Raw genomic sequence first — 24585 nt, 5'->3', positions numbered from 1 at the left:
TTTATCGGTTAGTGAGTAAGGGGAGATGATTTCCTCCCCTTTTTTATGTATTTTAGGAGTTGAGAATAATTTTGAACACATTAAAAGCACGTAAAAATAGCATCTTACTAATTTTTAAGAGCTATTATTTTTGTTTATTTTTTGCAATAGGATCACTAGGGCCTTTACTTTCTTCTTACTTTAAAAATGTGTTGGATTTATCAACTTCACAAATTGGAATATTAATGTCTCTAACACCAATCGTTGCTATTTTTTCACAGCCTCTATGGGGTATGGTTAGTGACATGACGCTTAATCCTAAAAAAATGTTGCTTATAGCGCAAATCTCCACAATCGTAATTGCACTTTTCTATTCTACAATCACTTCGTATGGCATGCTTTTATTTGTTGTCATCATGTTATCAATGACACAAAGTGCTTTAATTCCTCTTTCAGATAGTATTGCTCTGAATTATGTCCAAAAAATTGGTGGGAATTATGGAGCTATTCGATTATATGGCTCAATTGGTTTTGCTCTTGCTGTATTAGTTTCAGGAAGATTAGCTGAAGTTTTTGGTTTAGTCATTATATTTTTTGTATTTGCATTTTGTATTTTAGTCGGTCTAGGTATTTCAATCTTTATTCCTAACGCTATGACAATTAGTAAAAGGGAGCCCATCTTAAAAGGAGTCCCGATTTTGCTATCTAATAAAAGATTTTTATTATTTTTAATTTGTGCTTTTTTAGTTTTTGGACCAATTAGTGCAAATAATACTTACTTCGGTTTATATATTCAATCTTTAGGTGGAACATTAACAGGTGTTGGTATAGCATTCCTAATTTCTGCAGGTAGTGAAGCACCATTTTTGCAAGTAGCTAAGAGATTAATTAATCGTTTTGGGATATATAATATATTAATTGCAACCGCTTTAGTATCAGCTTTAAGATGGTATTTCTATTTTACAAATCCTCCGCTTTCGATTCTTTTTTTATCATGTCTTACACAAGGATTATCGGTTGGATTATTTATACCTGCAGCTCTCCAGTTTGTAAGAGATCAAGCACCGGATTCTTTAAAAGCAACGGCTGTTACAATTTATTCTGGTTTAGGTTTAGGGTTGGGAGAATGGTTCTGTACTTTCATAAGTGGATTTATATCAGAGGCATTTTCAATTAAAGCAATTTATATTTTATTTGGTTCTCTTAGTATAGTTGCAGTTGGAATCATGCAATACTTAAAAAAAGAATCTAACATAAAAGATAAAAAGGAGATTGCGTAATTTGAGTGAACATTATTTTCTTGCTGTTCCTTTGCCAATGCAAATAAAAGAAATTTTAGATGATTATTCAAAAAGATGGCATACAAAATTACCTTTAAAGAAATGGACTTTTAAAGATGACTTTCATATTACTTTATCATTTTTAGGTCCAGTTACATATACAAAAAGTGTAGAGCTTATGGATCAACTACAAAAAGAGCTTAATGATTTTAAAAGTTTTGATTTGTCGATTCAACAGTTAGGTATTTTTGGGAGTACAGTACAGCCTCGTGTATGGTGGTTTGGTTTAGAGGATAGTGTTGAATTATTGGCGTTACAAAATAGAATTAATAAGATATGTGAAGAAAGTGGTTTTTCAATTGATAAACGGCCATATAATCCGCATATTACTATCGCAAAGAAATATAATGATAGGTTCGATAAAGAATTTGAAATCCCACTTAGTTGGGAAGAAGAACCTTTAAAGTTCAAAGTGAATGAAGTCATTTTATATAAAATTCAACCTTCACAAAAACCAAGTTACCAAATTGCTGAATCCATTACATTAAAGTAAAAATATTATTTAAAATCATGAACAAATTGATGAAATAGAAGAAATATTTGAAGAAATAAACGAATACTTTCAGAAGAAGCATGAAAGCGGTAGGGCAACATTATTTTTGTTTTGAATCCATTTTAACTCTTTGTGAATATACTAATCATATCGATTTAATAAATAACGAGAATAGGTAGTTTTTATTTAAAAGTTTTAAATTTATAGTCTGGATGGTGAATAGCGTTGTTTCATATTAAAAGAGCTTTTGAAGCTTATATAGATGGATTTCAAGAAATAACAATGATTATTCCCAAATCGAACAAACAAACAGAGCAGTCATATTTTGAACTAATTGAAATGGATGGTCGGAAAACTAGGCTTCCTGTCGTATCTCGAATAGAGTTTGATCGTTTTTTTAAATATACTGTTTTGACTACTGAAGTCCTTTTGTTAGAAAAGAAGTATGAGATTGAAGATGAATTTGGTATTCGCACAGATTTACAAGTAGGTGGAGTTATTCGTTCAAAGGACTTTGATGAAAAATATGCCTATGATGGAGAAGATTTAGGTGCGGTTTATACAAGTAAATCTACACAATTTAAATTATGGGCACCTACTGCTTCTAAGGTTAAGTTAAGAATTTATCAAGAATACGGTGAAGAAGAAAAGTTTACTGAAATGTCTATGGAACGAGAAGGAAAAGGGACATGGAAAGCATTAATCGACCGTGATTGTGACGGTTTAGTTTATAATTTTTTAGTATGTGTGAATCTGATTTGGCGAGAAGCTGTCGATCCTTATGCAAAAGCAGTTACTGTAAATGGTAAACATAGTGTAGTAATTGATTTATCCAAGAGTAGCAAAGTTAGTAAGGTAAATAGTACACCACCAAGTAAGTATACTGATTGTATTATTTACGAAGCCAGTATTCGAGATTTTACTTCACATCCACTAAGTGGGATTCAAAAAAAGGGGTCTTTTAAAGGATTTCATGAAAAAGATACGATGTACAATGGTTTTTCAACAGGTTTGGATTATATATGCAAGCTAGGAGTTACACATGTTGAATTATTACCATTTTTTGATTTTGAAGGAATAGATGAAAATAACCCTTTCCAAAGCTATAATTGGGGCTATAATCCATTGAATTTCAATGCACCAGAAGGTAGTTATAGTTTAAAACCAGATGAACCAATCGAAAGAATAAATGAATTAAAGAAACTTATTTCGGTTTATCATGAACATGGTTTACGGATTATTATGGATGTTGTTTACAATCATGTTTATGAATTACAAACTAGCCAATTCGAAAAAATTGTTCCAGGATATTATTTTAGACAAGATGAACGTGGTTTACCATCGAATGGAACAGGAGTTGGGAATGACTTTGCATCTGAAAGATTGATGGCTAGACGATTTATTCTACAATCAATAAAATATTGGACTAAAGAATATGACATCGATGGGTTTAGGTTTGATTTAATGGGAATTTTGGATACGGATACAATGAATGAAATAGTAACTGAACTGACATTCTTAAAACCAGAAATAATCATTTTTGGAGAAGGTTGGGATTTAAATACATCATTAAGTCCATCTTCTCGAAAAGCAACGATAAACCAAAGTCATCAACTATCAATGGTTGGGTTTTTTAATGATAAATTTCGCGATGGAATCAAAGGAAGTACTTTTTCATTTCAAGAAATAGGGTTTATACAAGGCAATAATATTCATAATGATTACTTGTCCGATTTACTTTTAGGAAGCGTTGGGATTAATAAACAAGTAAATTTATTTAAAGAGCCATATCAATCGATCAATTATGTTGAATCACATGATAATCACACTATGTGGGATCGATTAAAGCTTTCCAAACAGAAAGAGAATGAGGAAATACTAAAGAAAAGGCATTTACTTGGAACAAGTATTGTATTATTTTCGTTTGGTGTACCGTTTCTGCATAGTGGTCAGGAGTTTTTTCGAACAAAAAAAGGGATCGAAAACAGTTATAATTCAGGAGACACAATAAATAGTATTGATTGGGCAAGAGCTGAACGGGAAGCGACATCGATTGAAATTATTAAAGAATTTATCGCAATTCGAAAGCGCTTTAATAGTTTCCGTTTTTCTTTGAAAGAGGAAATAGAAAAGTATGTAACGCCAGTTAATATTCATCGAGATCTAATTGGATACCGAATTAGCGGAATAGAAGAAATCGACCAAGTTAAAGAGATAATGGTGTTATTTCATAATGGTCTTTCTGATATTTACATTGATTTAGGGAATGAAGAAGACAATTGGGAATTTATATGGGATGGTCATAATCATTATGTTAAAAAAGGGATGAAAGTGGATTGTAATAAATTACCAATGCCATCGCTTTCGACCGTTGTATTAGTAAAATACTAGCAACTACTTGCAGATTCTAATTAAACAATGTAAACTTGTAAAAGATGGCTTATTGCAGCTGATTGTAATAGGCTATCTTTCTTTTTGTAATAAAATAATATTAAATACAAACATATATAACAACAAGGAACGGAAGAATAATGGATAATCATATACAAGAAATACTCGGAAAAGAATGGACAATCTCGCCAGCCGGTGGATTTACTGGTGAAGCGTATATAGCAGAAAATAATGATAAGAGATTATTTCTAAAACGAAATTCTTCTCCTTTTTTAGCAGTTTTATCAGCAGCTGGCTTTGTTCCAAAATTAGTTTGGACTAGAAGACTAGAAAATGGTGATGTACTTACTGCACAAGAGTGGGTGATTGCACGTAGTTTAGAACCTTATGAGCTCTCTGCGAAAGGGGTTGCGCAATTTTTATATCGTATCCATTCTTCCAAAGAATTGTTATATATGTTAACGAAGCTAGGGATTAATCCTTTAGAACCTCAGGAATTACTGCAAACAATTGTAGGAAATCTTACTGAAGAGTTTACACAAAGCCAGATCATTGTAAAAGGTATCGAATATTTAGAGGAAAATATGCCATCTTTTGATTCAGAGGATTTAGTTGTTTGTCATAGTGATTTAAATCATCATAATTGGTTACTTACTGAGACAAATAATCTATATTTAATAGACTGGGATGAAGCAATCATTGCTGATAAAGCTTTTGATTTGGGCATGTTTTTATTCACCTATGTAGAACAGAACGATTGGGACAAATGGCTTCGAAATTATGGAATAAAATTAACTGAAGACCTATTAAATCGAATGACATGGTATGTAGTCGCTCAAACAATCATTTGGATTAAATGGTATACTCTTCGTGAAAATGAAAAGCAGACCCAAAAAATGAAGAGCCTGCTAGAGAAGATATTAGATTAAATAAAAATTTCCTCGGAAATTGTCATATAGATTAAGAATAAGTATTAAAATCAGTCACCCATTGTGAGAGTTGATTTTGGTGGTTTGTAATGTGTTGATCTAAATCAGCAGAATACTTTCCAGACTGACTATAATAATAAACGTCATTTAACATGCTTTTCACATCATCTGTTATTTGGTCGTTCGTTAATAAGGATTGAACAAGTCTTTCCAATTGTTCACATTCTGATACAGTTCCACAACAGTCAGATTGGTGATTCATTAGAATATCTCGTAAAATTGTTAATTGATGTTCATGATTTAAAGGCATAAATTCACATCCTTTTTTTATTAAGTACACTTGAAATAGTTTGTGTTATACGAAATGATTTTATACTATACGTGAATAACCGAGTGCCATCGTGCTTGGTTTTTTCTTTGAGTAAATATAAATTGCAAAATCGAGAGGGAGTAAAATCTTATGAGATTAAGACATAAGCCAGGTGCGGCAGATCAAGTTAAAGAAAATGCTCATTATGTAATTCCAAATCCGTCAGAACAAAAAGGGAAATGGAATGAAGTTTTCCAAAATGATCAACCTATTCATATCGAGGTTGGTACGGGTAGAGGTCGTTTTATGGTCGGTATGGCTAAGGCCAATCCTCATATTAACTATATTGGCATTGAGAAATATACAAGTGTAATTTCTGATGCATTAGATAAATTAATTGAAGCTGAAGTTCCAAACTTAAAGCTGTTAAATGTAGATGCTCAAAAATTAACGGATTTCTTTGAGGACGGAGAAATAGATCGAGTCTATTTAAACTTTTCTGATCCATGGCCAAAGGTTCGTCATGAAAAACGTCGATTAACATATAAAACATTTTTAAACATGTATCAACAAATCTTGAAAAATGATGGGGAAATTCATTTTAAAACAGATAATCAAGATTTATTCGAGTTTTCAATCATGAGTATGGCGAACTACGGAATGACTATGCATTTCTTAAGCTTAGATCTTCATAATAGTGATTTTGAAGGAAATATTATGACTGAATACGAAGAGAAGTTTTCTTCAAAAGGTAACCGTATTTACCGAGTTGAAGCTGCTTATAGAAACTAATCTAATCAAAAGACTATCGTGATCTATTTATCATGATAGTTTTTTTATTTTGCTACAACACGCGAAATTTTAATAAGATTGTTTATTTTTAGGCAATCTAAAACGAATTTTCATTTCATATTCCTTATTGTTCCCTTTCTTTTACCTATTCCTGCTCTTGAAATATTCAGTAAATTCGAAAAGTGGTATAATATTTAGGTCTAGTAAAAAAGAAGGGGGATAAGTATGGAACAGTTAAAAATTGGAACTTGTACAATTCAGTGGCTTACTGGAGGAAATACCCATTTAGATGGTGGAGCAATGTTTGGAGTTGTTCCAAAGGCGCTTTGGTCAAAAAGATATATTGTTAATGAGAAAAACCAAATCCCTTTACGTACTGACCCGGTATTTATTCAAACAAGTGGTTTAAACATAATTATTGATAGTGGGATTGGTGTTAATAAATTAAATGAGAAGCAAAAAAGAAATTTTGGCGTTACCGAAGATTCAATGATAGAAGAATCATTAGCGAAGCATGGATTAAAACTAGACGATATTGATTATGTCATTATGACACATTTGCATTTTGATCATGCAAGTGGATTAACGAGGCTTGAAAATGGTGAATTCAAACCTGTATTTTCGAATGCAAAAATTATTACTTCTCAAATTGAATGGGATGAGATGAGAAATCCGAATATTCGTTCAAGTAATACATATTGGAAAGAAAATTGGGAAGCAATTGGGCACCAAGTAATTGCATTTGAAAAAGAATATTCTTTAACAGATGAGATTACAATTATTCACACAGGTGGACATAGCGATGGACACAGTATTATAAAAATTGAAACTGAAGACGAGCTATTATTGCATATGGGGGATTTAATGCCAACACATGCACATCAGTCACCATTATGGGTTATGGCATATGATGATTACCCAATGACATCTATTTACGCAAAAGAAAAATGGGTTAATTTTGGTTTGCAAAAAAAATCTTGGTTTACGTTCTATCATGACGATGTATTTAGAGCAATAAAATGGAGCGCTGAAGGACAAGTATTACAGTCGATCGAACGCTCCAAGTAATTTGGCTATTGTTGTTAAACAATTTGAGCAGAAATAAGCTCACCATTTACAGCATTAATGATGAATGAATAGTTTGTAGTGTCATTATCTGATTCTACTACTGTAAAACCACCTTCATAAACATCACCTTCATAATCAGGTAAATCTGCCCACTTTGGTTCTGAATGAATCCAAGTTCCAGTTACATTACCATATGAAAGAAATACTGGTTTAATTGTTTTTAATGCTTTTTCTGCTGGAATATATTGTGAAGATAATTTTTTTTGTAAATATAGTCCACCAGCAACACCTAAACCTAAGCCAATTAAGACACGTTTAAGTTTCATTTGTACCACCTCTATTTATGTATTATGCGCTTGAAAAAATATTCTACTACTTATCTTAGTCAAACTGGGGCAACATTTCAACGGTTAGCATTGGTATTATGAGTTATTTTTAGATAAAATAAAAAAAGAAGATATGTTTTGTACAGAGAGGAACTTTAATTATGAATCAAGACACTCTACAGCTTTTTAAATTTTTAACAGAATTACAAGGTGCACCAGGATTTGAGCATGAAGTGCGTCACTTCATGAGAAAAGAACTTGAAAAATATACAAATGAGATTGTGCAAGATCGTTTAGGAAGTATTTTTGGAGTGAAACGTGGAGCTGAAGATGGACCTACTGTAATGGTGGCAGGTCATATGGATGAAGTTGGTTTCATGGTTACTCAAATTACAGAAAATGGGATGTTACGATTTCAACCACTAGGTGGCTGGTGGAATCAAGTATTGCTTGCTCAAAGAGTTCAAGTAATGACAGATCAAGGACCAGTTATTGGTGTGATTGGTTCAATTCCACCGCATTTATTAAGCGATGAGTTAAGAGCTAGACCAATGGATATGAAAAATATGCTAATCGATATTGGTGCAGATAACAAAGAAGATGCACTAAATATTGGCGTTCGTCCTGGTCAACAAATTGTACCAGTATGTCCGTTCACTCCTATGGCTAATGAGAAAAAAATTATGGCAAAAGCATGGGATAATCGTTACGGTTGTGGACTTGCTATTGAATTATTAAAAGAAGTTCAAAACGAAACATTACCAAATATTTTATATTCAGGTGCTACTGTTCAAGAAGAAGTTGGACTAAGAGGGGCACAAACAGCTGCAAATATGATTAAACCTGATATCTTTTACGCATTAGATGCAAGCCCAGCTAATGATATGTCAGGCTCAAAATCCGAGTTTGGTCAATTAGGTAAAGGTGTTTTATTACGAATTTTAGACCGAACAATGGTTACTCATAAAGGAATCCGTGAATTTATTTTAGATACTGCAGAAACGAATAAAATTCCATACCAATATTTTGTTTCACAAGGTGGAACAGATGCTGGACGAGTACATGTTTCAAACGATGGCGTACCATCTGCTGTAATTGGTATCTGCTCACGTTATATTCACACTGCGGCATCGATTATTCATGTTGATGATTATTTAGCTGCAAAGGAATTACTTGTTAAGCTAGTTAAAGCGACTGATAAAACAACAGTTGAAACATTACGTAATTATTAAGAAAGTAAAAAAAGAAGCCTTAAAAAGAGGCTTCTTTTTTTATTGAAAATCCTTACCTTGCCTTCCCAAATCCCTACACTTCACATCTTTTCTTATCTATTACCTAGAACCTTAACTCTACTTTCAATTAATGTTATTAATAAATTCTTAACATACAGTTAATGTGGGTTTTACGATGTTGTTTTATGATAAAACCGTAATAACCAGTAACAAACATTAAACAAACCACATTAATGTGAGGAGATCTAAAATGAAAACTGAATTTAAAAAGAAAAGTTACAAGGCAGTGCAGGTTGTCGTTTTGGGTATGACAGTTCTAGGACTAACAGCATGCGGAAAAGCCGTAGAAACGAAAAGTGAATCTGTATTAAATCCAAATTCATTAACACTTGAAGAAATTCAAACAAAAGCAAAAAAAGAAGGTGAAATAAATAGTGTAGGTATGCCAGATTCATGGGCTAACTGGGTTGAAACTTGGAATGAAGTTAATAAAAATTATAATTTGAAACACACTGACACAGATTTGTCTAGTGCGGAAGAGATTGCAAAAATGGAATCTGAAAAAGAGAATGCTACTGCTGACATTGGGGATGTTGGAATGTCTTTTGGTCCAATCGCTGAACAAAAGAAGTTAACTATTCCATACAAAACATCTTACTGGAACGAGATTCCTGATTGGGCAAAGGATGACAATGGTGACTGGGTAGTCGGATACCAAGGAACTATTTCTTTTCTGACAAATAAAGAACTAGTAAAAACACCTCCTAAATCTTGGGACGATATTTTAAAGGGAAATTATAAAGTAACAGTTGGAGATGTTCAACGTGGTACACAAAACCAAATGGCCGTACTTGCTGCTGCTATTGCATACGGTGGAGATGAAAAAAATATCCAACCAGGGATCGCCTTTTTTAAAAAGCTTGCTAAGCAAGGGAGATTAAGCTTAACAGATGCTAAACCAGCAAATATCGAAAAAGGAGAGGTTGAAGTAGCACTTGTTTGGGACTTTAATGCGCTTGGTTATGCTGAAGCAATTAAGCGTAGTCAATTTGATGTATCTATCCCAAGTGATGGATCTGTTGTTAGTGGATACTCAACTATTATCAATAAATATGCTAAACATCCTTATGCTGCTATGGCTACAAGGGAATATATTCTAAGCGATGAAGGACAAATAAACTTAGCAAAAGGATTTGCTCGACCAATTCGTAATGTTGAACTTCCAAAGGATGTAGCTGAAAAGATGGTTCCAAAAGAGGAATACAAAAATGCAAAGCCAATTAGAGATTTTAAGGCTTGGGAAGAAACTGCAAAAACTTTACCTCAAAAATGGCAAGAAGAGGTGTTAGTAAATGTCAAATAAAGTTATAGCTATCGTTGTTGATGGAATGAGATATGACAAAGCATGCGAAGCGCTTGGATATGTTCAGCATTTAGTGGAATTAAATCAAGCAGCACTATACAAGATGAAATCGGAGCTTCCGAGTCTTTCTCGCCCATTATATGAGGTGTTATTAACTGGAACACCTTCATCTGTAAATGGAATTACATCTAATCAAGCAGTTCGTTTATCGAATGAAAAAAGTATCTTTCATCTTACAAAGGAAAATGGTTTAAGAAATGGAGCGGTTTCGTATTACTGGGTAAGCGAGCTATATAATCGAGCACCATTTAATTTTATTGAAGATCGAGAACAAGATGATCTTTCTAAAGCGATTCAATACGGAAAATTCTATTGGGATGATGACTATCCAGACAGTCACGTGTTTATGGATGCAGAAGCTTTACGTAGAAAATATGATCCACACTTTATATACATTCACCCTTTAGGTGTAGATGTTAAAGGAGAACTATTTGGTTCAGAATCGAAAGAATATCGTGAACAAATTTTAAAAGTAGGCAGTTTGTTAGCTCAACTACTTCCAATTTGGATGTCAGAAGGTTATCACATTTTAATTACTTCTGATCATGGGATGAGCGAAACTGGTAATCATGGAGGAATAACACCGGGGGAACGAGATGTACCACTGTTTATCATCAGTCCAAAAGTTGAGCCTGGTGTTTATAACGAAGTAATCCCTCAGTTGGCTTTTGCTCCACTTGTTTGTAAGCTCTTAAAAATAGAGCCATCAAATAAGATGATTTCATATCAGTTACCTGGATATAAAGAAATTAATTGACGTTTTAATGATATGAAGATTTTTATGGAAGGGGAATTGGTTTAGTGAAAATTTTACCAATTCTCTAATGTATAAAGAATTTAGGGAGCGAGAAGCTTTGCAAAAAATAAAAAATCATAAGATTTACTTACTAGCTCTTTTATTGCCATTTGTATTGTTTGTAATAGGATTTGAATTAGGGCCAATGATGGCAATGTTTAAGAATAGTTTTTACGCAGATGACGGAATCCATCTAACTATGAATCAATATATAACTATATTTAAAAGTAAGTTTTACTTACAAGCTATCAAAAATAGTATAGTTATTTCAATTATTTCGGCAGTGATTTCGATCCTAATAGCTGTTGTCACAGCTTATTCCTTTACAAAGTTTTCACGTAAAATACAAAATCGTCTATTAATGATTGCTAATGTGACTTCAAATTTTGAAGGAATCCCTCTTTCTTTCTCATATATTATTTTACTTGGAAACAATGGATTATTTACTTTGCTTTTTGCAAAACTCGGTTGGAATATATTTGCGGATTTTAATTTATATTCTTGGACCGGACTGATCCTTGTTTATATTTATTTTCAGATTCCATTAGCGATTTTGTTGATATACCCTTCTTTTCAAGGAATAAAGCAACAATGGAAGGAAGCTTCTGCATTATTAGGAGGATCAACAATATCATTTTGGCTAAGAATTGGAATTCCAGTACTATTACCAAGTATAGTAGGCACATTTAGTATTTTATTTGCTAACGCTATGGGTGCTTATGCAACAGCCTACGCATTAGTTGGTAGCAATTATAATTTATTGTCATTACAAATAGCCTCGTTAGTCTCAAGTGACGTTACATTAAAACCACAATTAGGTAGCGCACTAGGAGTCCTTTTAGCAACGACCATGATTGGAGCGATGTGGATTAATGAAAGAATGATGCGCCGCATTAGGAGGGATTTACGATGAAATTACAAACAACATTTTTTAAAGTAATAGTTGGATTACTTGTAATCTATTTATTAATTCCAATAGTCGGTACATTTTTATTTTCAATTGCAACTAAATGGGATCATTCAATCTTACCTGAGAGCTATACATTAAATTGGTATATTGAATTATTTCAAGATGGACGATTTTTTGAGGCCTTTCAACGAACATTATTTTTAATTATCATAACTGTCACTTTAAGTGTTTCAATCATGATTCCAACAATCTTTATTATAACTGTATATTTTAATAAATTTGAAGGAATTCTCCAAGCAATTGCGATGCTTCCGTATGGTATCCCACCTATTGTAGGAGCAGTTGGGCTAATTAAGCTTTATTCTAATGGACCATTTCAAATTGCTGGTACTCCATGGATACTAGTTGGAGCTTACTTTATAACCATTCTACCTTTTATGTATCAAGGTATTCGTAATAGTCTTAGAACAATAAATGCCATTCAACTTGTAGATGCAGCTGAATTACTTGGTGCAACTAAATTTCAAGCGTTTAGAACGGTTGTGCTTCCGAATATTATATCTGGAATATTAGTATCAAGTTTATTGTCCGTAGCTCTTTTATTTAGTGAGTTTGCATTTGCAAATTTACTAGTAGGTGGAAGATTTGAAACCCTTCAAATCTATCTTGCCGATAAACTAAATAGTAGTGGTCATTTAACAAGTGCCATAGTTATTACTTATTATTTGGTGATTTTACTTTTAACTGGAACAGTCTTAAAACTCACGTTTAAAACTAAAAAAAATCCTGCCGTGTTAAATAAGAGGCGGTCTATTTTTAAAAAACAAGGTTATATAAAAAATACTGCAATAGAAGGTGAAGTTAAATGAGCTATGTAAATATTGATCAAGTGACTAAAAAATATCAAAATCAAGTCGTCTTAAATAATATTTCATTAACATTAAATAAAGGAGAATTCGTAACGCTTTTAGGTCAAAGTGGATGCGGGAAAAGTACTTTATTACGTTCTATTGCAGGACTTGAAGACGTCGATATAGGAAATATATTAATAGATGGGAAGAACATAACTAATTTATCTCCGCGCCAACGCGAGGTAGGTATGGTATTTCAGTCATATGCACTTTTTCCAAATATGACAGTATTTGAAAATATTGCATATGGTCTAAAAATGAAAAAAGCAAAAAACATACATGTAAGAGTAAAAAAGATGATAGAAATAGTTGATTTAATAGGAAAAGAAGGATCTTACCCTCACCACTTATCAGGAGGGCAACAACAAAGAGTTGCTTTAGCTCGAGCGCTTGTCATGGAACCAAAAGTACTATTATTAGATGAACCGTTAAGTGCATTAGATGCAAAAATTCGAAAAAGCTTACAAAAGGAATTAAAAAGAATACAGCAAGAACTAAATATTACGACTATTTTTGTTACACATGACCAAGAAGAAGCAATGACAATGTCGGATCGAATTTTTGTTATGAATAATGGAAATGTAGTACAAGAAGGTACACCTACCGAGATCTATACAACACCAGTAAATAAATTCGTAGCAAAATTCATCGGAAATTATAATGTTTATAAGATGGAAGCTTTCCATAAACTTGTATGTAGTAATGAATTAATTGGAAATGATGTAGCAATTCGACCTGAAGTATTAAAATTAGTGGCTGTAGGAAATGACAGCATGGATTTACAACAAAACTGGGGAATAAAGGGGATTATTTCAGATGTTACTATGACTGGTAATGTCTTAAGGTACGAAGTTGAAACCGAAGAATCTGCATTTCTTGTAGACAACCTTAACCACCGAGGTGAAATGTTCCAGCAAGGAGAACATGTGAACATTATTGTACCTAAAAAAGAATGCGTTATCTTATAAATTTTTAAAGTTTCTGGAGGATTAAAATGTCTGTTTTACCTGAGGAAAGAAAAAACGAGATTTTAAAAGAACTTAATAAAAAAGGAAAAGTTAAAGTTATCGATTTAGTTGAACAATTTAATGTATCAGAAGAAACCATTCGTCGAGATTTAATGATATTAGAGGAAAAAGGTCTTTTAAAAAAGGTGTATGGTGGAGCAATTAAAACAGTATACCAAAATGAGGAACCTCCTTTTATGCAGCGTACGACTGTGAATCAGGAAGCAAAAGTAAAAATTGGTAAAAAGGCCATGGACCAAATTTCCAATGGAGATGTCATTGCGATTGATGTAGGCACAACAATGCTTGAATTTGCTCAGTGTATTGAAAATAAAAAAGACATTACTATATTGACTAATTCATTACCGGTATCTTCCCTGTTAACAGAATCATTAAATCAAAATAAGTTTACCGGACAAATATTATTACTAGGTGGAATAGTTGATCCAAAACAACAGTCAATGAGTGGGAGTATAACAGAACAATTACTAAGTCAATTTAATGTTGATAAGGCATTTATTTCAGCGGGTGGTGTCTCAGCTCAAAATGGAGTTAGCAACTATCATTTCCATGAAACTTTAGTTTCTCGAAAAATGGTGGAAGTGTCGAAGCAAGTGATTTTATTAACAGATTACTCGAAAATTGGTGTAGATACATTTTGTAAAGTTTGTTCTCTTGAAAAGGTTGATGCAATAGTATGTGACCATTCATTTCCAGAAGAATGGAAAGAGCATTCAATATTAAAAGAAATCGAATGGATTCAAGCAAATTAAAAAAGACGGACTATATTCATTGAATTCTTTTTTGTTAAGTAGACAATAACATAATGAATGAATCGTTATTGTCCTTCTTAAGCTTGCCATTTTGGTAATGACCGATTACTGAACACTATAAAACTAGATGAAAAGCATAATAAATTAAAGGGGATATAATCAATGAGTTTCATTGCAATAGATTTAGATGGAACACTATTAAATAATGAGAATGAAATTAGTGAAGAAAATATTAATGCAATTAAATTTGCAGGGGAAAATGGAATTGAAATCGTTATTTCAACTGGTCGAGCTCATTTTGATGCCAAAAAAATTTGTGAAAGATTCAGGATATCGCCATATGTGATCGGAACAAATGGGGCAACAATCCATTCAAAATACGGAGAATGTATCTCATCAATTACAATCTCAAAAACGAATGTTGAACAGATATTAAGGTGGCTTGATGAACGAAATTATTATTTTGAAGTTTTTACAGATAAAAGCATTTATGCTCTTAAAGAAAGAAGAGAAATTTTTCAAAATGAGATTAATAGCCTTAAAAGAGTTGAGTTAGATGAAGATATGAAAGAATTAGTTAATGTTGCGGAAAGACAATTCGATCAGTTTGGGTATGTATTAGTTGATCATTGTCAAGAAATCATACAACGAAATGAAGAAGTTAATAATATTTTAGTATGTACGTTTGATATGAAAAAATTAGAAGAGGCTAGAAATCAATTTAATAAGCGTATTGATTTGATGGTTGTTTCATCAGCGGAGCATAATATTGAGATTACGAATCGCTCTGCATCAAAAGGATTAGCATTAGAAAAGTTAGTTTTTTTAATGAGTGGCTCTTTAGAACAGTCCATGGCTATTGGCGACAGTAATAATGATATTTCGATGCTTGAAAAAGTTGGATATAGTGTTGCAATGGGGAATGCAAAAGAAGATATTAAATCAATTTGTACAACTTCTACTCTAAATAATGATGAAAATGGCGTTGCCCATGCTATTTATCGATATATTGATACTTTTGTAGCCAAAAGATAAAGATTGGAAGGGGTTTTATGTTTCTATGCTATCATAGCAGAAAAATGTTTGCCCAAAATGAGGTAATAATTGAATGATTCAATAGATTGTAAAGATGCTTTCATTTTGAAAGTGTCTTTTTTATTGTATATTAAAATTATATTTAACTAAAAAGCATAAGAGCGGTGAATGGAGTTAAGACAATGAAAATAATTATTGGTTCTTTAAATCCCACAAAAGTAGGAGCTGTTAAAAAAGTTTTTAATCAGTATAAAGTTGAGGGACTAAATGTTCCATCAAATGTTTCGAATCAACCTTTGACTGATCAAGAAACTATGCAAGGTGCTATAAATAGAGCATATAATGCTAGAATCGCAGGTGAGTCGGAAATCGGTATTGGATTAGAAGGTGGAGTCATTATAGAAAACGATCGGCTTTTTCTTTGTAACTGGGGAGCACTTGTGTATGAAAATGAGGTAATACTAGCAAGCGGAGCAAAAATTTTATTACCTAGCGAATTTATTAATGAGCTAAGAAATGGAACTGAGCTTTCAGTATTAATGGAACAATATACGAATGAAAAAGATATACGAAGTAAAGAAGGGGCAGTAGGGGTATTTACAAATGGTCGAATTACTAGGACAGAAATCTTTGAACATATTTGTGAATTACTATTTGGACAATATGAATTCAAGAAACGAAAAGAAGAAAACAATTGAGGTCGTCCTTTTTGCATATCGATAAAAATAAGATAAAATAAAAGAAAACGAATAAGCGAGGGAAAAAGAATGGAAAAAATTACATCAGTTGAACAATTCGAACAAGCGAAACAAGGAGAAAAAGTGGTTTTCCAATTTTCAGCAGATTGGTGTCCAGATTGCAGATTTTTAGATATGTTCTTCCAAGAAATAATTGATGAAAATAAAGATTTTACCTTTTATTATGTAGATCGTGACCAATTTATTGAGTTATGCCAAAATCTAGATATATTTGGCATACCAAGCTTTGTAGCGTTTAATAATGGTGAAGAAATTGGTCGTTATGTAAATAAGGATCGTAAAACAAAAGAACAAGTAGAAGAGTTTCTTGAAGGATTAAGAGGCTAATAAGGTAGGTAAAACAATTGGCTAAAAAAACAACACTAGACTTAAAAAAAATGATAGAAAATCGCCTTGGAAATGAAGATTGGCGTTTTATCTATGATCGTGAAAAAGAAGACCTTCGAATTGAAGGGATTGAAAGTAATAAAGGGATGAGTGTCTCTTTAAATAGTGCAGTAGCAAAGTTTGAGGCTGAAGGTGAAGAGGCATTTAACGAATTAATTTATTATATAAAAGAAGCACTTTCTGCAATGCACTCTGAAACTGTATTTCTTGAAGAACAAATTCGTCCAGTTATTCGAGCTACATCGTTTCCGACTGAAAAGGAAGAAGGAAATTTATTTGTAACTGATGAGCATACTGCAGAAACTAGAATTTACTATGCTATTGATTCAGAAAAAACGTATCAACTTATCGATGAAAGATTATTAGTAAAGTCAGGTTATACAAAAGAGCAACTTCATTCTATTGCTTTATTTAATTTAAGAAAAATGCCTGTTCAAGTAAAAGAAGATATTGTTGCAGAAAATACTTTTTATTTTGTACGTACAAATGATGGATACGATGCGAGTAGAGTACTAAACAGTACTTTTATAAAAGAAATTCAATCAAAAGTAAAAGGTGAATTATTAGTAGGAATTCCTCATGGAGATGTACTAATCCTTGCTGACATTCGAAATAACATAGGTTATGATATAATGGCGCAAATGAATATGAGTTTCTTTGCAAGTGGGAAAATACCAATTACATCATTGTCATTTGCTTACGAAAATGAGAAGCTAATGCCAGTATTTATTTTAGGGAAACAAAAGAAGCAATAGAGAGGAAGAAATAAGTGAATATTTTTTATAACAAAGAAGGAATCGGCGATACGCTATTAATTACATTAAAACAAATTCCATCAGAAGATCGTAAAGTTGAACGAAAAGGGAATATAGCACGCGTATATAGTGCAGTTACGAATGAAACAGTTGCTATTAATGTGTTTGATGCATCTACTTATGTAGATGTTCAAGAAAATGGTATCGTTACGATTACCGAACATATTGTTAATTCGGTTAATGAATTACTTGCAAAAGAAGGGTTTGAAGATACTTTAGTATTAGACCTTTCACCTAAATTCGTTATTGGATATGTAATCGAAAAAGAAAAACATCCAAATGCTGATAAATTAAATATTTGCAAAGTTGACGTTGGAACAGATACATTACAAATTGTTTGTGGTGCTCCGAATGTTGAACAAGGACAAAAGGTAGTTGTTGCAAAAGTTGGTGCAGTAATGCCATCAGGATTAGTCATTAAGGATGCTAATTTACGTGGAGTGGATTCATTTGGTATGATTTGCTCTGCACGTGAACTTGATTTACCTGATGCTCCACAAGAAAAAGGAATCTTAGTTCTTGAAGCTGATGCTGAAGTTGGAAAAGCTTTTTTTAACTAAATAATATATATTTTCGTATAAATACTAGGCCATGAATTGGTCTAGTATTTTTTCTGTTTTTCAATAAAAGAATTATTATTTTAATATTAATTTGATTAAATTATATATTTGATATCGAAATATGATTGAACTAGCGCAATTTGTAATAATAATGTGTTTTTTGTCATTATGTCACATGTTAAAATAAAAGGTATGAAAAGAAATAGAGAGAGTGAGAAAAATGAAAAAATGGTTAAAAAGCCTTTTTAAGGCGAATAGCCTTAATGAGATTGAAGAAGAGTTTGAAGAAGGGTTTGAAGAAAAGCCTGTTGAGGAGAAAGTATATCAATCACACTCTATCGAAAAAAAGAGAAACGCTTTACAAGAGCGTCCAAAATTTAGATTTCCAATTGAATTAGATGAAGAATTACCATCACCAAAGCCGATAAAGGAAACAAAAATTGAAGAACCAGTTATTAAACAAGAAAAAAATGCTGATATTTGGCAGAAGTCACCAAACAATTTAAATAAAGAATATAAACCTACATATAATCAGAGTACTAATTTTGTTAGAAATACTTTTCAAAATAATCATTTTGATAAAAGTAATTTATCTAGTCGACTTGAAAAAAATCAAGTCACAAAAAGTGAAGAAGAACCAGCAAAAGTAGAAAAAGAAGAAAAGGTCGATATTGTATTTCGTCCAAAAAGAAAAACACCATTTCGACCTAGTGAATATATTTCACCAATTTATGGTTATCAAAAGCCTCCAATAAAAGAAGAAAATGCTACTGATTCTATCCTTTCTTCAACAAATGAAGAAATGAGAGTTGAAGCTTCTCAAATTAATAATGTACTTGAAAAAGTTGAAACCAACTCTTTCGAAATTGGAAGTTTCGGCAATCAAAATCAAGAAATAATTGAAGGATTAAATCTAGTAGAAAATGAAAAACTTCAAACTGAAGCTATTCAAATTGAGAATGAAGAGCTACAAGCTAAATATTATCAAAATGTAGAAGATACGTTGAATGTTGAAGAAGTACAATTTGAAACTCATGAAATTGAAGTTAAAGAGAAGAATGAAGATTTAAAACCTAAAGCTCTTCAAGTAGAAGCTGAAGAGAAGAATGAAGTTGTACAGCTTGAGGCTCACCAAATTGAAGCAGAAACTGAGGAGAAAGATGAAGAAGAAAAGTTTGAAATCCATCAAATTGAAGCAGAAGCTAAAGTGATGGATGAAGAAGTACAGCTTGAAACCCTAAAAATTAAAGCGGAAGATGAAGTTGAGAGTGAAGAAGTACAACATGAAGTAAATATTTATAGATTAGATCTTGTCTCCATTAAAGAAGAAAAAGAAAACGATGACCATGCTCATATTAAACTAAATGTTGAAGATATCATTGAAAAAAATGAGTCGAATGAGCACAAAGCTGAGACTTTGGTTCAATTAGATGAAAACGAAGACAAAGGGATTGAACTCGTTCAAAATAATGAAGAGTATGAAGTAGAATCGGAATTAACAGTCGAGCTAGATGGTGTTATAGAAGAGATTAAAGAAGAAGTAGTACAGCATGAAAGTTCTACGGTAGAATCCAAAGTAGAAGAATCCGCTGAAATTAATCAAAATTCTGTTGCAAATTCTAATGAACAGACTGAAATTGAAGCCGATAAAGAGGAATCTGAACCTAAACCAATGGAGAAACGTCAGAAAAAACGTCATTTTCCTTTTAATGTAATGATGCTTAGAAGTGATGTAGAGGCATCAAGAAAAGCAAATATAATGAGACAACTTCGTGAATTACAAAATGAATCTGCTGCAACAGTAGAAAAGGTAAATGAAGAAGTTGAGATAAAACAAAATGAACAGTTGATCGAGAATGCTAGTTTATCTGAACAAAGTGAAATTTTATCTTCAGAAAAAGTTCAACCAAGTGAAATAATTGCCGAAGCAATCACATATGAAAATCCTCCTGAAGGAATTCAAGATCAGCCAGTTCTTGAAACTGTAGAAAGTATAACAGAAACGGATATAACGATAGAGACTAAAAATGAGATTGTTCAGACTGATGAGCCTCAAAGTTTAGATGAACAACCACCAGTACTTTATGAATTACCAGAATTAGATTTATTAGTTGAACCCCCAATTGAACAATTTAATGATGGGGATTGGGTTGAAGATCAAAAGCAACTACTACAAGAAACATTACATAATTTTAATGTAGGAGCTAGAGTAATTGCCGCAACCCAAGGTCCAACAGTAACTCGTTTCGAAGTACAGCCCGAGCCTGGCGTGAAAGTAAATAAGATAACGAACTTACAAGATGATATTAAATTAAGCTTAGCAGCTAGAGATATTCGAATTGAAGCTCCGATTCCTGGTCGAAGTGCAATAGGCATAGAAGTACCAAATAAAGAAAGTAAGCCTGTTTACTTAAGAGAATTAGTTAGCCAGGATAAATTTTTGCAAAGCGAGTCACCTTTAACTGTTGCTCTTGGACTGGATATAGGTGGAGATCCTGTCTATGCAGATATTTCAAAAATGCCACACGGGTTAATTGCTGGGGCAACAGGATCTGGTAAGAGTGTATGTATTAATTCGATTTTAGTTAGCATTTTATATAAAGCGAAACCTCATGAAGTGAAATTAATATTAATCGATCCTAAGATGGTTGAGCTTGCACCGTACAATCATATTCCACATCTTATTTCGCCGGTCATTACTGACGCTAGAGCCGCGACTGCTGCTTTAAAGTGGGCATGTGATGAGATGGATCGACGTTATGATTTATTTGCTCATGCTGGGGCAAGAGATATTAAGCGATTCAATGATTTAGCGAAGAAAAAAGGTGCTTATAATGACGAGTTACCATACTTAGTCATTATTATTGATGAATTAGCGGATTTAATGATGGTATCTCCTGGGGATGTAGAAACTTATATTTGTCGTATTGCTCAAAAAGCGAGAGCATGCGGAATCCATTTATTAGTTGCAACACAAAGACCTTCAGTTGATGTCATTACCGGTATTATTAAATCAAACATACCGACACGGATTGCGTTTACAGTCTCTTCACAAGTAGATTCTAGAACAATTATTGATATTGGCGGAGCTGAAAAGTTACTTGGACGAGGAGATATGTTATTCTTAGATAATGGAAAATCTCAAGCAATTCGATTACAAGGCGTTTATGTTTCGGATGATGAAATCGAACATGTTGTAGAGATTGTTAAAGACCAACAAAAACCGAATTACTTATTTAATCAAGAGGAACTTGTAGCAAAAGCGGATGCACAGGATGTTGATGATGAACTTTTTCAAGAAGCAGTGGAGTTTGTCATTGATCAAAAAGGTGCTTCTGTTTCAATGTTACAAAGACGTTTTCGAATTGGATACAACCGTGCAGCTAGATTAATTGACCTAATGTTTGATCACGGGATCGTATCGAATCAAAATGGAAGTAAACCTCGTGATGTACTGATTACATCATTAGAGGAGTTTCGTTCTGAGTGATAAATTAAAAATTCGATAAAAATTAAGTAACGAATGTTAAAGTTTTTTTAACCCATACTAGAAAAAAAAGAACGATACTTTTCAGCAGGTGAAGATTCATGGAAAAAGAATTAGATTTAAAATTACAAGGTAAAATAAGCCGATTAACGAACCAAACATTTAAATTTGATGAGAGAATCGGAGAGGGCTGGTTTTCAGCTGTATATTTTTTAAAAACTAGAGAAATTATTCGAAAAAAGAAGCCAGATACTGAAGTAACAATGCAATTTTTCCAAAGAGAAAGTGCAGTATTATGTGGCACGGATGAAGCAATTGCGATTTTACAAACTTTTGCAGATCATCCAGAAAATCTTATTGTTCATTCTTTAAAGGATGGAGATATGATTGAACCATTTGAAACGGTCTTAACAATTAAAGGTAAATATGCTGATTTTGGCTATTTAGAGGGAATTATTGACGGTATTTTAGCTAGACGTACTTCTGTTGCTACAAATGTATACAATGTAAAACATTCTGCAAAATCCGCAGGCATTAAAAAGCCTGTTATTTTCATGGGAGATCGTGATGATCATTTCACGACCCAAGCAGGTGACGGTTATGCTGCATTTATTGGTGGTGCAACTGCACAAGCAACCCATGCAATGAATGAGTGGTGGGGCAATGAAGGTATGGGTACAATGCCTCATGCACTAATTCAAATGTATAATGGTGATGTAGTAGAGGCTGCCCGTGCATACACAGAAGTTTATCCACAAGATGATTTAATTGTCTTAGTAGATTATAATAATGATGTTATAAATGACGCTTTAAAGGTTGCACGAGAATATGGTAGCAAATTAAAGGCTGTACGTGTAGATACATCAAAAACAATGATTGATCAGTATTTTATTTGTAATCCTGAATTATTAGGAAGTTTTGACCCTAGGGGTGTAAATCCTCCGTTAATTTTTGCTTTACGAAATGCACTAGATCAAGAAGGGTATCAGCATGTGCAAATTGTAGTAAGCGGTGGATTTACTGTAGAAAGAATCTTAGCTTTTGAGAAACAAGGTGTACCAGTAGATTTATATGGTGTAGGCGGAAGTTTATTAAAAGTTAATATAGGCTTTACAGGTGATAATGTCGAGTTAAATGGTATACAACAAGCGAAAGCTGGAAGAAAGCTTCGTGAAAATTCTCGATTAGAAAGAGTAGAAATGCGCCCTAGACTATAAAGGGACAAAAAAATCAATTTAAGATTGATAGTATTTTAAGATAAACAGATGACTTAAAGTATTTACTTTTCCATCTATTTCCTCATAGTGCGACTTAAAATAAATAGTCCTATGGGAGTTAAAGTGATATAATACTAATTGCGTAAAAATTTAAGTTAGTTATCATTAAAAAAATAACTAGACTCGGCAAAGTAACAATGCATCAAATTTATAAAATATTGATGCCATTTCTTTTATTCACACATATACTGTCTAAGAGATAGGCCGTTGTATTAGTGATCGATTTTGGAGGTTCTTTTAATATGACAGTTTACCATTTTGTAGGGATTAAAGGTACTGGAATGAGTGCTTTGGCACAAATTTTACATGATTCTGGTTTGACCGTACAGGGATCAGATTATGAAAAGCACTTTTTCACTGAAAATGAATTACGAAAAAAAAATATTACGATTTTACCATTTGATAAAGCAAATATTCAAGAAGGCCAATTCGTTATAGCAGGTAATGCATTTCCTGATACTCATGAAGAAATTGCAGCTGCTATTGAAAAAGGAATACCGATGGCACGCTATCATAAATTCCTAGGGGAATATATGAATAAATTTACTAGCGTAGCAATTACTGGAGCACATGGTAAAACCTCAACGACAGGTTTATTAGCCCATGTAGTTTCTGGTGCGCGTCCAACTTCTTTTTTAATTGGAGATGGTACTGGTAAAGGTGAAAAAGACAGCGAGTATTTCGTGTTTGAAGCTTGTGAATACCGTCGTCATTTCCTTTCATACTTTCCAGACTATTGCATCATGACTAATATTGATTTTGATCATCCGGATTATTATAAGAGTGTAGATGATGTATTCGATGCTTTCCAACAAATGGCTGATCAAGTAAAGAAAGGTATTATTGCATGTGGAGATGACGAACATCTTCAACGAATTTATGCAAAAGTGCCTGTAATGTATTATGGATTTAACGAGGACAATGATTTCCAAGCTCGTAATATCGAAAAACATACAAATGGTACAACATTTGATGTATTCGTCCGTAATACGTATTACGCTACTTTTGATATTACTGGATATGGTGATCATAGTATTTTAAATGCTTTAGCAGTAATTGCGCTTTGCCATTATGAAGAAATCGATGTTAATATTATTAAAGCTCGTTTATTAACATACGGTGGCGTTAAGCGTCGTTTCAGTGAAAAACGCTTCGGAGATCAAATGTTAATTGATGATTATGCTCATCATCCAACTGAGATCCAAGCGACGATTCAAGCAGCACGTCAAAAATATCCTGACCGTGAAATCGTAGCAGTGTTCCAACCGCATACATTTACACGCACAAGTAAATTTTTAGATGAATTTGCTGGTACATTAGAAAAAGCAGATAAAGTTTACTTATGTGATATTTTTGGTTCTGCACGAGAAGATAAAGGTACTTTAACAATTGAAGACCTTTCTTGTAAAATTGCAGGTGCTGAATTATTGACTGATGACAATATCAGCAATTTACAAAACCATAAAAATAGTGTATTAATTTTTATGGGTGCTGGTGATATTCAAAAATACCAAGCAGCATACGAAAAACTATAAAAACTATAAAACCCGTTTATGAATGATCATAAACGGGTTTTTTGTTATTTT

Annotated in this window: 23 protein-coding genes; 21 read left to right on the top strand and 2 right to left on the bottom strand. The window is 32.7% G+C overall.

Annotated elements, in window-relative coordinates:
* Positions 1 to 71 precede the first annotated feature (71 nt).
* The 4 genes from BED47_RS17620 to BED47_RS17605 all read left to right on the top strand — a co-directional run bounded on the left by BED47_RS17620 (position 72) and on the right by BED47_RS17605 (position 5132).
* Positions 72 to 1259 (top strand): MFS transporter, encoded by a 1188-nt coding sequence (locus BED47_RS17620; protein ID WP_069034719.1) that lies wholly within the window; start codon positions 72 to 74, stop codon positions 1257 to 1259.
* Between the two features lies 1 nt (position 1260).
* Complete coding sequence (thpR, locus tag BED47_RS17615; RefSeq protein ID WP_069034718.1) at positions 1261 to 1812, top strand: RNA 2',3'-cyclic phosphodiesterase; 552 nt, start codon at positions 1261 to 1263, stop codon at positions 1810 to 1812.
* A 225-nt stretch (positions 1813 to 2037) separates the two neighbouring features.
* Positions 2038 to 4203, top strand: a complete 2166-nt coding sequence (gene pulA, locus BED47_RS17610) for a type I pullulanase (protein WP_069034717.1) — start codon at positions 2038 to 2040, stop codon at positions 4201 to 4203.
* A gap of 140 nt (positions 4204 to 4343) precedes the next feature.
* Positions 4344 to 5132: a phosphotransferase family protein gene (locus BED47_RS17605; protein WP_175403518.1), complete on the top strand. Its 789-nt coding sequence runs from the start codon at positions 4344 to 4346 to the stop codon at positions 5130 to 5132.
* A 31-nt stretch (positions 5133 to 5163) separates the two neighbouring features.
* Here BED47_RS17605 and BED47_RS17600 read toward each other — a convergent pair whose 3' ends face one another.
* Positions 5164 to 5442, bottom strand: coding sequence for a YtzH-like family protein (locus tag BED47_RS17600; protein ID WP_069034716.1), 279 nt, complete (start codon positions 5440 to 5442; stop codon positions 5164 to 5166).
* A 150-nt stretch (positions 5443 to 5592) separates the two neighbouring features.
* On the opposite strand from BED47_RS17600, the gene trmB reads away from it, so the two are divergent.
* Both trmB and BED47_RS17590 read left to right on the top strand, forming a co-directional pair.
* Positions 5593 to 6234 carry a tRNA (guanosine(46)-N7)-methyltransferase TrmB gene (gene trmB / locus BED47_RS17595; RefSeq protein ID WP_069034715.1) on the top strand — a complete coding sequence of 214 codons (642 nt, stop codon included), beginning with the start codon at positions 5593 to 5595 and terminating at the stop codon, positions 6232 to 6234.
* A gap of 225 nt (positions 6235 to 6459) precedes the next feature.
* Positions 6460 to 7302 carry a YtnP family quorum-quenching lactonase gene (locus BED47_RS17590; RefSeq protein ID WP_069034714.1) on the top strand — a complete coding sequence of 281 codons (843 nt, stop codon included), beginning with the start codon at positions 6460 to 6462 and terminating at the stop codon, positions 7300 to 7302.
* 14 nt (positions 7303 to 7316) lie between these two features.
* Here BED47_RS17590 and BED47_RS17585 read toward each other — a convergent pair whose 3' ends face one another.
* A complete protein-coding gene (locus BED47_RS17585; RefSeq protein WP_056473349.1) occupies positions 7317 to 7628 on the bottom strand; it encodes a PepSY domain-containing protein in 312 nt (103 codons plus the stop codon).
* A 161-nt stretch (positions 7629 to 7789) separates the two neighbouring features.
* Between BED47_RS17585 and BED47_RS17580 the strand changes: the two genes are divergently transcribed.
* The 15 genes from BED47_RS17580 to murC all read left to right on the top strand — a co-directional run bounded on the left by BED47_RS17580 (position 7790) and on the right by murC (position 24534).
* Positions 7790 to 8860, top strand: coding sequence for a M42 family metallopeptidase (locus BED47_RS17580; protein ID WP_069034713.1), 1071 nt, complete (start codon positions 7790 to 7792; stop codon positions 8858 to 8860).
* A gap of 250 nt (positions 8861 to 9110) precedes the next feature.
* A complete protein-coding gene (locus BED47_RS17575; RefSeq protein ID WP_069034712.1) occupies positions 9111 to 10223 on the top strand; it encodes an ABC transporter substrate-binding protein in 1113 nt (370 codons plus the stop codon).
* Entirely contained in the window at positions 10213 to 11040 is an 828-nt protein-coding gene (locus BED47_RS17570; RefSeq protein WP_069034711.1) for an alkaline phosphatase family protein, read from the top strand. Before BED47_RS17575 ends, BED47_RS17570 begins: the two co-directional genes overlap by 11 nt.
* 97 nt (positions 11041 to 11137) lie before the next feature.
* Entirely contained in the window at positions 11138 to 11992 is an 855-nt protein-coding gene (locus BED47_RS17565) for an ABC transporter permease (RefSeq protein WP_084006978.1), read from the top strand.
* Complete coding sequence (locus tag BED47_RS17560) at positions 11989 to 12858, top strand: ABC transporter permease (protein WP_069034709.1); 870 nt, start codon at positions 11989 to 11991, stop codon at positions 12856 to 12858. Before BED47_RS17565 ends, BED47_RS17560 begins: the two co-directional genes overlap by 4 nt.
* A complete protein-coding gene (locus BED47_RS17555; RefSeq protein WP_069034708.1) occupies positions 12855 to 13868 on the top strand; it encodes an ABC transporter ATP-binding protein in 1014 nt (337 codons plus the stop codon). Before BED47_RS17560 ends, BED47_RS17555 begins: the two co-directional genes overlap by 4 nt.
* 26 nt (positions 13869 to 13894) lie before the next feature.
* Entirely contained in the window at positions 13895 to 14680 is a 786-nt protein-coding gene (locus tag BED47_RS17550; RefSeq protein ID WP_069034707.1) for a DeoR/GlpR family DNA-binding transcription regulator, read from the top strand.
* A gap of 162 nt (positions 14681 to 14842) precedes the next feature.
* Positions 14843 to 15715: a Cof-type HAD-IIB family hydrolase gene (locus BED47_RS17545; RefSeq protein ID WP_069034706.1), complete on the top strand. Its 873-nt coding sequence runs from the start codon at positions 14843 to 14845 to the stop codon at positions 15713 to 15715.
* 182 nt (positions 15716 to 15897) lie between these two features.
* On the top strand, positions 15898 to 16413 hold the full coding sequence (locus tag BED47_RS17540) for a DUF84 family protein (RefSeq protein WP_069034705.1): 516 nt from the start codon (positions 15898 to 15900) through the stop codon (positions 16411 to 16413).
* 69 nt (positions 16414 to 16482) lie between these two features.
* Positions 16483 to 16800: a thioredoxin family protein gene (locus tag BED47_RS17535; RefSeq protein ID WP_069034704.1), complete on the top strand. Its 318-nt coding sequence runs from the start codon at positions 16483 to 16485 to the stop codon at positions 16798 to 16800.
* 17 nt (positions 16801 to 16817) lie between these two features.
* Positions 16818 to 17615 (top strand): DUF1444 family protein, encoded by a 798-nt coding sequence (locus tag BED47_RS17530; protein WP_286143805.1) that lies wholly within the window; start codon positions 16818 to 16820, stop codon positions 17613 to 17615.
* Positions 17616 to 17629: 14 nt separating this feature from the next.
* Positions 17630 to 18235 (top strand): YtpR family tRNA-binding protein, encoded by a 606-nt coding sequence (gene ytpR / locus BED47_RS17525; protein WP_069034703.1) that lies wholly within the window; start codon positions 17630 to 17632, stop codon positions 18233 to 18235.
* Positions 18236 to 18455: 220 nt separating this feature from the next.
* The gene (locus tag BED47_RS17520) at positions 18456 to 21725 is read left to right on the top strand and encodes a DNA translocase FtsK (RefSeq protein ID WP_069034702.1); all 3270 of its coding nucleotides are present in this window, start codon (positions 18456 to 18458) and stop codon (positions 21723 to 21725) included.
* 98 nt (positions 21726 to 21823) lie between these two features.
* Positions 21824 to 22939 (top strand): nicotinate phosphoribosyltransferase, encoded by a 1116-nt coding sequence (locus BED47_RS17515; RefSeq protein ID WP_069034701.1) that lies wholly within the window; start codon positions 21824 to 21826, stop codon positions 22937 to 22939.
* A gap of 302 nt (positions 22940 to 23241) precedes the next feature.
* On the top strand, positions 23242 to 24534 hold the full coding sequence (gene murC, locus BED47_RS17510; protein ID WP_056473375.1) for a UDP-N-acetylmuramate--L-alanine ligase: 1293 nt from the start codon (positions 23242 to 23244) through the stop codon (positions 24532 to 24534).
* Positions 24535 to 24585 lie beyond the last annotated feature (51 nt).

The organism is Gottfriedia luciferensis, from assembly GCF_001712755.1.
Taxonomy (GTDB): Bacteria; Bacillota; Bacilli; order Bacillales; family Bacillaceae_G; genus Gottfriedia; species Gottfriedia luciferensis_B.
This window is presented reverse-complemented; position numbering and strand designations above follow the sequence as displayed.